We start from the raw sequence: 10,946 nt of genomic DNA, 5'->3' as shown, positions 1-10,946 counted from the left end.
TGATGTTCATGATACCGATACCCCCGACCAGAAGGCTGACCGCAGCCACGGCACCAAGCAGGGCGGTCATGGTTTTGGTGGTGGAGGTGAGCATGGTGGCAAGCTCCTTGGTGTCCATGATCCTGAAATTGTCCTCTTCATTATCGGATAGATGCCGGCGTTTTCTTAAAAGCGTCTGGATGGCGGCTGACGCCGTAGTGGTGGAGGCGTCGCTTTTTACTGCCACCTGGATAAAGGGGATCTCCTTGTTGCCTGAAAAACGGCGCTGGACCGCTTTCATGGGCATGATCACACAATCATCCTGGTCCCGGCCCATGGAGGAGTTGCCCTTGGCCTCTAAAAGGCCTATGATCTGACAGGATACCTTGCCCAGTCGAAGTTTCTGCCCCACAAGCTCCCCGTCCCCAAACAAGTTCTCTCTGAGGGTGTCCCCCACCACACACACGGTTCGTCCAGAGTTGATCTCATTTTCGGAAAAAGTTCGTCCGGCTTTCATGGTCCAGTTGCGTACCGCAAAAAAATCGTTGGTGGTGCCCGTAATGGTGGTGCTCCAGTTCTGGTTGCCCACCACGGCCACGGCAGATACGGATACGGACGGGGCCACACCGGCCAGATCAGTGATATGCTCTTCAATGGCCTGGACATCTTTAACGGAAAAACTCGGAGCGCTCGAGGCCGCGCCGGGTCCATGGCGCTGGCCCGGGCTAATGAGCAGTACATTGGTGCCCATGGCCGCGATCTGCTGGGTCACCTGGGCCGTGGTGCCGTTGCCGATGGTCACAAGGGTGATCACGGCGGCCACGCCGATGATGATGCCTAAAATGGTGAGCACCGAGCGCATGACATTGCGCCGGATGCCCCGCAAAGCCAGGATAAAAGTGTTCCAGATCATCGGTCCTGACCTCCTTTTCCTGTCGAGGCATGCCCGTTTTCAATGTCTGCCACCCGGCCGTCCACAAAGTAAACAATTCGGTCCGAGTATGCGGCCATATCTGATTCATGGGTGACCATGACCACGGTGATTTTCTTTTCCCGGTTCAATTGTTTTAAAAGTTCCATAATCTCATGGCTTCTGGCCATGTCCAGGTTGCCCGTGGGTTCGTCGGCAAATAATACCGACGGGGTGGTGGCAATGGCGCGGGCAATGGCCACCCGCTGCTGCTGTCCCCCGGAGAGCTCGCCGGGGGTGTGGGCTTCGCGTCCTGCAAGCCCCACCTGTTCGAGAGCCTTGCGCGCCAGCGCTTTGCGTTCTTTAGGCGGTATTCCCCTGTACACCAGGGGCAGTTCCACATTTTCCATGGCCGTGGTCCGGTTCAGCAGGTTGAATCCCTGGAATACAAAGCCCAGGTAAAATCTGCGCAGGGTGGCGAGTTGTTTGCGGCTCATATGGCTGACTTCCACCCCGCCAAAGGTGTACTGGCCCGATGTGGGGGTATCCAGGCATCCAAGGATGTTCATGCAGGTGGATTTGCCCGAGCCTGACGGCCCCATCACCGAAATAAATTCCCCGGAGTCAATGGTCAGGTCAATGCCGCGCAGCGCAAAGATCCTGGCTTCGTTGCTGCCGTAGGCCTTGGTGACCCGGGTCAGGGAGATCAAAGGGTGTCCTTTTTCAGCCATGGCGTCATTTTCCCTTTGTGGTTGCGGAAACAATCACTTCAGAGGCCCGGGTGATCTCGCCTTCCAGAATCTGGGTGTTGATGCCATCACTTAAGCCTGTTTTTACAGGTACAGGCCTTGGCCGCTTGTTTTTGTCCAGAATCCATATGGTATCCTGGTTATTGCCGCCTGTGATGGTGACATGTTTGGCCGACCGGTCGCCGGGCCTGGGTGGGCCGGGCATGAACATCCTTAACAGCGATGGGCTGCTTTTGTTCTCTTCGGGCTTGGGCATTGAGAATCTCAGGGCGCTACTGGGTACGGACAATACCTGGTCGGCCTGCTTAACAATAATGTCTGCCGTGGCCGTCATGCCGGGGCGCAAAGCTAAATCGGCGTTGTCACAGGTCATGATGGTTTCATAGGTGACCACCCCGTCCGTGGTGGTGGCATTGAACCGAACTTGCAGTATTTTTGCTTCAAATTTGCGTTTGGGATAGGCATCCACGGTAAAGCGGGCGTCAAGTCCTTCCTTGACCACACCGATGTCTGCTTCATCCACATCCACGTTCAGCTTCATTTTGGTTAAATCTTCTGCCAGGGTAAACAGCACCGGGGCCTCAAATGAGGCGGCCACGGTCGCCCCCTTTTCAATGTCCCGGGTCAGGACCACCCCGTTTACGGGGGAGATGATATCCGCCTTGGACAATTCGGTTAAGGTGCTGTCCAAAGATGCCTGGACCTCGGCGACACTTGCCTCGGCCATGGCGCGGTCGGCCAGGGCCCGGGTGTAGTTGGCCCGGGCTTCATCCATATCGGTCTGGGCCGGGACCTTGCCGCCGCTCAATTCCCGGACTTTTTTTAGGTTTTTTAATTTCCGGTCGGTCTCTTCCACCGTGGCCTGGGCCTGGCGTACCGATGCCCGGGCCGATGCCAGAGATGCCCTGCTTTTGCGCACCTGGGCCTGCAGATCCGTGATATCCAGCCGGGCCAGGAGCTGGCCTACGGTGACCCGGTCATTGTAATCCACAAAAACCTCCTGGATGGTGCCGGATAATTCACTGCCCACCTCCACCTCATTGGTGGGTTCCAGGGTGCCAGTGGCGGAAACCGTTACGTGAATATCGGTGATTGCGGCCGGAGATGTCTTAAACGTGATGCCTGGATCCACCCCCATACCCTCGTCCGGTCGGCCTTTGGACTCCAGAAGAAAATATGCCCCTGCTGCGGCGACAATCAGAATCAAAAGAATTATAAAGATACGCTTTTTGCCCTTTTTTCTGGGGCCGGTGTTTTTTAAAGTGGCATTGATATCATCGGTTAAATCCATGGGAACTCCAGAGATGTTAGGGGGTTGACTCTATTTGAGACTTGTTTTGTCCGCCTTTGGGGGCGTCGGATGCGATCGGGGTCCAGCCCCCGCCAAGGACCTTGTAAAGTGTGATCAGGTTGGAGACACAGCTCCCTTGGCTTGTCGCAAGATCACTTTCATAGGATAATACGGTCTGCTGGGATGTCAGCACCGTGGTGAAATCAATCAGGCCGGATTCGTATTTCTTTTTGGCCAGGTCTTCGGCAATCAGGGCCTGTTGGGCCGCAACCGTCAGGTGTTCCAGCCGGATCTGTTCCTTGGCATAGGCCACCAGGGAATTTTCCACCTCCTCCAGGGCGGACAGGATAGCTGTTTCGTACTGGATTAGGGCCTGTTTCTGCAAAGAGTTTTGGACCTCGATATTTTTACGGATGCTGCCTGCGTCAAACAGGGTCTGGGACAGGCTTGCGGCCAGGGAGCGCGCCCAGTGGGATGGATCTAAGGTATTGTCAATGAGTGCGGCAGCACTTAGGGCATCCACACCAATGGAGCCGGACAGGGTCAGTTTGGGGTAAAGGTCTGCCGTGGCCACCCCAACCTGGGCGGTCTGCGCAACGAGTTCGTATTCGGCCTCTCTGATATCGGGTCGTCTTCGCAGGGCATCTGCGGGAAGACCCACGGCAATGGTCGCCGGTAAAGCGGGCAGGGGGTGGGGCGATGCCAGTTTTTCGTTCAGGGTGCCGGGGGCAAGACCCGAGAGTACGGCCACCCGGTTCATGGCGTCGGACAGGGTGGATTCAAGGGCGGGAATCTGGGCTTTTGCACTTTCCAGGCTGTACCGGGCCTGGTGGACATCCAGTTCATCGGTCAGGCCTGCCTGGTTCTGCCACTGGGTGAGCTGGAAGGATTCAGCTTGGGAGTCAATGCTCTGCCGGACCACATTCAGGCGTATCTGGGCCGTGCGTACATTAATATAACTGTCTGCAAGATCCGCCACAAGACTGACCAGGGCGTCCCGCAGTGCCTCCTGTTTGGCTGAAAGCGTTGCGTCAGCAGCTTCAATGGCGCGCTGGATCCGCCCGAACAGGTCAATTTCCCAGCTTGCATCCAGGCCGGCGCTGTAAGATTTTGTAGTGGTGCCGGTGCCGTCCTCATTGCTGGTGCCGGTCCAGGAGGCCCCGCCCGAGGCATTGACGGTGGGCAGCCTGTCTGTCTCTTCAATTCCCTTGAGCAGCCGGTACTGGCGAATGCGCTCCAGGGCGAGTTTTATATCCAGGTTGTTTTGAACCGCACGGGAAATCAGCTCCGTAAGCACCGGGTCGTCGAGTACCGTCCACCATTGCGCCAGCTGTTCAGGGGCCGCCGGTGCTTGGGCCAACCCCTTTTGCATAGGGGCATGCCAGGATCCTTCAGGGAAAAGATCCGGCGGTTTGTAGTCCGGTCCCACGGCTTTGCAGCCTGTGAAAAGTGTAATAAAAATAAAAATCAGACAGATGTCTGACCAAGGGGTGTCTGACAGAAAAAAAAAGCGTTTTGGCATGAACCAAATCCTTTGGCGTTGAAAGCCTTAAAAATAAAGACAGGGGGCGCTTCCGATTGACGCATGGTAAGAATAATGGAGCCGGATTATATCGTCAATATGTTTTGGCAAAGGCGTATACTTTTAAATATTGATTGACAAACTTTGTGCAGTATGAAAAGAAACCCTTTCTGAATATAGTTAGTCTATCATTACTTTATGGTGATTGCTACGAATCACTCAGGTTATTTGGATGTAATGTTTTTAAATCCTAAAAGGAGAAAAAATGAAAAAAATTATTGTAGCTGCTTTGGTACTCGCGCTGGTGACAGGTCCTGCGTATGCAGCAGAATGGAATTTTTACGGGGAAGCTAAGATTTATACGGTTTGGTTTGAAACCGACGAAATTGGTGGGGACGACGGCGATACCGAGTTTATTGAAGGTCTGTATGAAGCCGCCGCAATTGGTGCCGAAGTAAAAGTATCCGATCAGCTGACTGCTGGTTTTGAATATGGTACGGCGGATGGCGTGACTGATATTGTTTTGCTCTATGGTGAATGGAATTTTGGTTCCGGCATCCTGACGGTTGGTAAGGCTCTTTCCCCAATCAATGTTGCTTACTCCAATCAACTTGTGGCTGGGGAAGAGGAAGATCTTGGTCTTGGTGGATTCGGTGATTTTGACCAGAGCGAGATTACTCAAGTAAAATTGACTTTTGGCGATTTTTCTATTGCTGTGATAGATCCTGAAAAAAATGCCTGGGTTTCACCGGCTTTTCTTACAAACGATGATATTGCGCTCTACGATACACAAGCTGCAATCCCCATGATCGCGCTGTGTTACAAATCTACTTTTAATATGGGTGAGTTCCAGATTGCCGGTGGTTATAACACGTTTGAAATTGATGATAATGAAGATATTGATGCCTACACGATTGGCCTTGGTACACAGTTGAACTTTGGTGCATTTGGTGTCTTTGCTACATTTGTATGGGGCCAGAATATGGGTAATATGGGTGTTGATAGTGCCACTGGATACCAAGGACTGGCCATGTATGACGGTAATGAGGTTTACGATTGTGAATCCATTGGCGGTACCATTGGTGTGACTTTCGCCGTTAATGACATGCTCACCCTTGAAGCCGGTTATGGTTATATCCATGATGAAATTGATGATAATGCTTGGACCGGAAGCGAAAGTAATATTGCTCAGTCCTATTATTTGCAGGCTCCCATTACCCTGGCTCCGGGTGTTACGGTTACCCCTGAAGTAGGTATGATTGATGAGAGAGAAACCGGTGAGGATGAAACTTTCTACTTCGGTGCTGCTTGGGCAATCGCATTCTAAATTAAAAAAGTTATACATATAAAACTGCCTGAATTATAAAAGGCTGCCGATTTTAAAATCGGCAGCCTTCAAATCTCTATACCGGGATACCAGCTCTTTAAATTCGACCCTGTGATAGATTTCCTCAAGGGGCGTTCACAATCAAATGTTTTTCTGCAGGTTTTATACTGGTCGGCGTAATTTTGGCCAGTTTATTCCATCTTCGATCCTTAAAAAATTTAACTTTATTCAAAATCCCCATTGTCTGTTTTTATATCAGTATGTTATTAGAGTCGTGGAAGTTTATATATTTCTGGTTACCCCATGGAATGATTGCGTGCTGACGGGCGTTTCCCGTTAAAAATAATTAATTGACGAATAATACCCGTAAATCATTAAACAAAACCAAATAAGGAGAGATTATGGGACTCAAAGAAGAACTGGAAGAGAAAGCGGAAAGCTGTGATTCACCGGAAGAGTATATTGGTGTGGCCAAAGAGATCGTAGCAGGCCTGGATGACAAGGACTGGGCGGTTGAACTGATGGAAGCGGGTGCTGAATGGGCCCAGACCTATGATGAGGCCGTGGTTTACGCCGAGGCGGCCAAAGAGATTATCGGTGACGATGACGTGGTGGGCAATTTTCTTTCCAACGCCAAAATGCTGTGCATGAGTGCGGCAGATTTCATCGGCCTTGGCTCTGCTGCAGGTAAACTTGGCCTGGAGGATATGGCCAAGGAGATGAATGAGGCTGCCATGGGCAAATGCACCAAGCTCACCGACTTCCTCAATCTGAGCAACCAGCTGATAAAAACCGATCCGGACATGGCCAAACAGGTTATGGACAAGGCTTTTGCAAAATGTACCAAACCGGAAGATTTTGTATCCTTTGCCAAATCCATCCTGGACAGCACCAAGGATAAGGATCAGGCCAAGGAGATTTACGAAAAAGGCATCGCTGCCGCCACTACGGCTGACGGATTCAGCGCCCTTGCCGCAGGCGCAATAAAAGATCTGGGTGATAAGGATTTTGCCCGGGCCATTTATGAAAAAGCCGTTGGGTCCCTGGAAAAAGGGGATGAACTGCTCAAGTTTGCCGTAATCGTCAAGGAACAGCTGGATGACAATGAATTTACCTTGTCTGTATATAAGAAAGCAGAAGCCCAGTATACAAAGTTTGATGAATACCTCAAACTGGCCAAGGCAAGTTTCGAGAATACCGGTGAGAAAGCCTTTGCTTCAGGTGTTTACCAGAAAGCCGCCGCCACTAATCCCGACTGTACACAGCTGGTTTCCATGGCCCTGGCCATGGCCAAGGATTTGGGTGATACCGCTGCTGCCCTGCCTGTATTGAAACAGGCCCAGGCTGCCGTGAAAAATAATGCGGATTTCCTTAAAACTGCTGGTGCCATTCTTGAGGTGGCCAAGGATGACAAAGCATGGACAGACGCCATTGCTTTTCAGAAAGCCAAACGTGAAGAGTTCGGAAAACTGTACGATGATTTTGCCCTCCAGGAAAATGAGATCAAAACTTGTACACCCATGCGCATCCTGGCCGGTGAAGTGGTTAAAGCCACGGGTGATACCTTTTATGCAGCCAAACTGTACAAAAAGTCCGAAAAACTTACCATTCATTTCAGCGATTTCATCAAGCTGGCTGCCGCCATTCATGCTGATCTTAAGGATGCGGAATGGATCAAAGAGATCTATACGGCACTTCTGGGCAAATGCAAGAGCTTTGGTGATTACAATACCCTGACCAATGCCATCCAGGATACCCTTGGGGACAGTGCCTGGGTAAAACAGATCTATGAAGGTTTAGAGACAAAGGCTGCCGGCAACGGCGATCTCATCAAGCTTGCCGCTGTAGCCATTGAGAAGTTTAAGGACAAAGAGTGGGCACAAAAACTTGTGGGTGCCGTAGCCGGCAAGGCCAAGACCGTTTACGACTATACCTTTGCAGGTAGTGCTATCCTGAAACTGCTTGGAAACAGGGAATGGGCTTTGGATCTGTATAAATCCGCCGAAGGCCTTTGCCGCACCAAGCAGGATTATGCGGGTCTGGTGGCGTTGGTGAAACAGCAGACTGCGGACAAGACCATGCTTTCAGAACTGTTGGTCCTGGGTCGCCAGAAATTGACCGAATTCAGCGACCAGGTCTTTTTGGCTGAAACCTTTTTGATCGACGCCCAGGATGCAGAGAACGCGGCTGCTGTGTATGAAGATGCCGAGCGCAATGCCTTGACCAATGATACATTATCTCAGTTAGGCACCAGCGTTAAAGGTCGTCTGGGTGATGACAAATGGGCATCGCGCATTTTGGCAAAAATCAGATAAAGTTATGTCAGAAAAACTTTTTTATTGACAAATTATAGAATTATGGTAGGTTGTTTCTAATGCCAATTTTGAATTCGAAAAAACTGGCTGAATAACCTCCTTATTATCCTTAAGAAATCAGCCGTCGGAGTTGCCGCCCGACGGCTGATTTCTTTTTTGTAGATGCCCCGGGTGACAAAGGGTTCCCTTTTTACCCGGGGCTGTATCTATGATTATTCGTCCTCGGATGTGGTATTGAGCTGGGCCTTAATGGCGTTGAGCTCCTCTTCCAGCATCCTGGCCCTGTCCTGGAGCGCAGCTTCATTTGCCGGCCCGGACACAGGGGCACCAGCGAAACCAAATCCACGGCCCATGCCGCGACCCATACCACGGCCTCCACCGCCAAATCCACGACCGTATCCCTGACCGCCATATCCGGCTCCATAACTTGCACCATATCCGGCACCGGCCATGTTGCGGTTTCCGCAAATACCAAGACCCCTTCCGGTCATGGGTCCCAATCCTTGTGGTCCTCTCTGATTAAATCCTGTCATGACATTTTCTCCTTTCATTTTTATTTTTACCAGGGTTTTTCACCCTGTCTGTTAAGGGGGCCGGCTGCATCTTCAACGGCCTGCTCCCCGGATGTTGTAATATCTTGTCCCACTGACTGCGATCAGTTTATTTCAGCTAACTTTACCCCCTCATCAATAATTTGTCTGAGTACTACTCTTTTTTTTGTTTTGATCATTTGACCATAATATAGGTCGCTATGCCGTGGTGTCAATAAAAAATAATGGTCAAATGATCATTATTTGTTTCATATATCCAAAATCAGGGATGTCCTTTACCCGGAAACGTCTGACCCGGCAGTTTGTCATGCTCCTGGAACTGACTGCTTATACCGGGTGGGTATCCGGCACCCTGGCAGGATTTGTGTTGGGAACATTTCTTTTTTTTCGGAATGCCCGGATCCCCGCCCGCCTTGATGCTTTTTTAAAATTTAGAACATTCGGATGTAAAAGTAATGTAAATATCAAATACGTTTTATCATTTAATTCACCACGAAGATCACGAAGGAGAAAAAGTTTAAGTCCCTGATATCTTCGTGAACTTCGGCTCCTTCGTGGTAAAAAAAACAAGAAAATAGATTAAAAAAAGCTATATTCGGTTACCCTGTTCTGTTGAACAAAGCATCTTGACACAGGGTCAGACTTTGAGTAATTTGTGGGCAAACGTTTAACAAGGAGGACGATTCATGCAAGATTCAACTCCGTTCCAAGCTCAGGATCTTACCCCTGATATGCAGAAAACCCAACTGATCGACATGTTTACCCGTATTGTTGTCCACTACGGCCTCTGGTTCAATGAGGTTCAGCACCAGATGGGGATGGAAAAGGCACTTACCGCGCTGGATAAGGCCACACAATCTTCAATTGCCAGCCTCATGAAACATCTGTCCAGCACATTGGGTTTTGAACTGGAACAGGGCATGCCCAAAGCGTTGATGTCTCTGGATGACGCTACAACCGAAAAATTGATGGCAGCCGTGGGAAAAGCCTGGCTGGCCAATGACGGGGTCTGGTTTCAGGCTGTGGAGTTTGAGCACGGCATGAACGATGCCAAACGGTGCAATGACTCCTGCTGGGCCCGTTTTTCCCCCTTCGAAGCCCACCGCATAAAAAAGATTCTGGGTCTGGGCAAACATCCTGGACTTGAGGGGTTGAAAAAAGCGCTGAATTTGAGGATGTACGCATTTATCAACGAGCAGAGCATTGTAGAGGAAACTTCCGACAGTTTTATTTTTCAGATGAATGAATGCAGGGTCCAGCGGGCAAGAATGCGCAAGGGCCTGGATGATTATCCCTGCAAGTCCGGCGGTCTTGTTGAATACGCCCGTTTTGCCGAAGGCGTTGATGACAGAATTAAAACCGAATGTATCGGGTGCCCGCCGGATCCCCATCCTGAAACGTGGTTTTGCGCATGGCGATTTACCCTGACACCGTGATGTTTTAATCCCGGTGTCTTAGGTTTCTTCAGTTTGAGAAAAACAGTCAAATAAACAAAGCACTTATACAACTATAAAATTTTAAGAAGAAATAGGAATTATGGGAGTCTCTTCCGACAAAATTCAGGAATTAAGGCAGAAAGAGAAAAAGATCAAGGCCATGGGCGGTGAAAAAGCCCTGGCTAAACGGCGTGAGCAAGGCGTTCTTAACGCCAGGCAGCGTCTTAACCTGCTGTTTGACGCCGGAACCTTCAGGGAACTGGACATGTTTGTGACCCATCGGTGTAGCAATTTTGGCATGGAAACCAAGGAAATTCCCGCAGACGGTGTCATCACCGGTCATGGAAAGGTGGACGGTCGTCTGGTCTTTGCCTATGCCCAGGATTTTACGGCCTCGGCCGGATCTCTGGGCGAAATGCAGGCTAAAAAGATATGCAAAGTCATGGATCTGGGGATAAAAGCCGGCGCACCGGTTATCGGCATGAACGATTCCGGGGGTGCCCGGATTCAGGAGGGGATTGACGCCTTGTCCGGTTACGGCGAAATATTTTTTCGTAACTCCTCGGCTTCGGGTGTGATTCCTCAGATTTCGGCCATTATGGGTCCCACGGCCGGCGGGGCAGTGTATTCTCCGGCCATGACCGATTTTATCTTTATGGTCAAGGAATCTTCCTATATGTTCATCACCGGGCCCAACGTTATCAAGGCGGTCACCGGTGAGGAAATTTCCTTCGAGGCACTTGGCGGTGCCATGACCCATAACGAAAAGTCCGGGGTAGCCCAGTTCGCCTGTGAGTCTGATGAAGACTGTATTGAACAGATCAAGCAGCTTTTATCATTCCTGCCGTCCAACAACATGGAAGATC

9 protein-coding genes are annotated in these 10,946 nt (G+C 50.5%); 4 read left to right on the top strand and 5 right to left on the bottom strand.

All coding sequences use genetic code 11. The features are described from left to right. The 4 genes from B3D59_RS07865 to B3D59_RS07850 all read right to left on the bottom strand — a co-directional run. Positions 1-892 (bottom strand): ABC transporter permease (locus tag B3D59_RS07865; protein WP_286818782.1); only part of this gene is annotated, 892 nt, incomplete at its 3' end. Continuing rightward, a complete protein-coding gene (locus B3D59_RS07860; RefSeq protein WP_286818781.1) occupies positions 889-1,620 on the bottom strand; it encodes an ABC transporter ATP-binding protein in 732 nt (243 codons plus the stop codon). The genes B3D59_RS07860 and B3D59_RS07865, both read right to left, overlap by 4 nt. Before the next feature lie 4 nt (positions 1,621-1,624). Further along, positions 1,625-2,929: an efflux RND transporter periplasmic adaptor subunit gene (locus B3D59_RS07855; RefSeq protein ID WP_286818780.1), complete on the bottom strand. Its 1,305-nt coding sequence runs from the start codon at positions 2,927-2,929 to the stop codon at positions 1,625-1,627. A 16-nt stretch (positions 2,930-2,945) separates the two neighbouring features. After that, positions 2,946-4,451 carry an efflux transporter outer membrane subunit gene (locus tag B3D59_RS07850; RefSeq protein WP_286818779.1) on the bottom strand — a complete coding sequence of 502 codons (1,506 nt, stop codon included), beginning with the start codon at positions 4,449-4,451 and terminating at the stop codon, positions 2,946-2,948. A gap of 265 nt (positions 4,452-4,716) precedes the next feature. Here B3D59_RS07850 and B3D59_RS07845 point away from each other — a divergent pair, with 265 nt between their 5' ends. Together B3D59_RS07845 and B3D59_RS07840 are read left to right on the top strand one after the other, a co-directional pair. Then, complete coding sequence (locus B3D59_RS07845; RefSeq protein ID WP_286818778.1) at positions 4,717-5,778, top strand: porin; 1,062 nt, start codon at positions 4,717-4,719, stop codon at positions 5,776-5,778. A gap of 401 nt (positions 5,779-6,179) precedes the next feature. Beyond that, positions 6,180-8,093, top strand: a complete 1,914-nt coding sequence (locus B3D59_RS07840; RefSeq protein ID WP_286818777.1) for a tetratricopeptide repeat protein — start codon at positions 6,180-6,182, stop codon at positions 8,091-8,093. A 212-nt stretch (positions 8,094-8,305) separates the two neighbouring features. Here B3D59_RS07840 and B3D59_RS07835 read toward each other — a convergent pair whose 3' ends face one another. Beyond that, positions 8,306-8,626 (bottom strand): DUF5320 domain-containing protein, encoded by a 321-nt coding sequence (locus B3D59_RS07835; protein WP_286818776.1) that lies wholly within the window; start codon positions 8,624-8,626, stop codon positions 8,306-8,308. Between the two features lie 704 nt (positions 8,627-9,330). On the opposite strand from B3D59_RS07835, the gene B3D59_RS07830 reads away from it, so the two are divergent. Both B3D59_RS07830 and B3D59_RS07825 read left to right on the top strand, forming a co-directional pair. Then, on the top strand, positions 9,331-10,080 hold the full coding sequence (locus B3D59_RS07830) for a DUF6125 family protein (protein ID WP_286818775.1): 750 nt from the start codon (positions 9,331-9,333) through the stop codon (positions 10,078-10,080). A 100-nt stretch (positions 10,081-10,180) separates the two neighbouring features. After that, on the top strand, positions 10,181-10,946 hold a 766-nt coding region (locus B3D59_RS07825), incomplete at its 3' end, for an acyl-CoA carboxylase subunit beta (protein ID WP_286818774.1).

Source organism: Desulfobacter sp. UBA2225 (genome assembly GCF_002348205.1).
Lineage (GTDB): Bacteria > Desulfobacterota > Desulfobacteria > Desulfobacterales > Desulfobacteraceae > Desulfobacter > Desulfobacter postgatei.
This window is presented reverse-complemented; position numbering and strand designations above follow the sequence as displayed.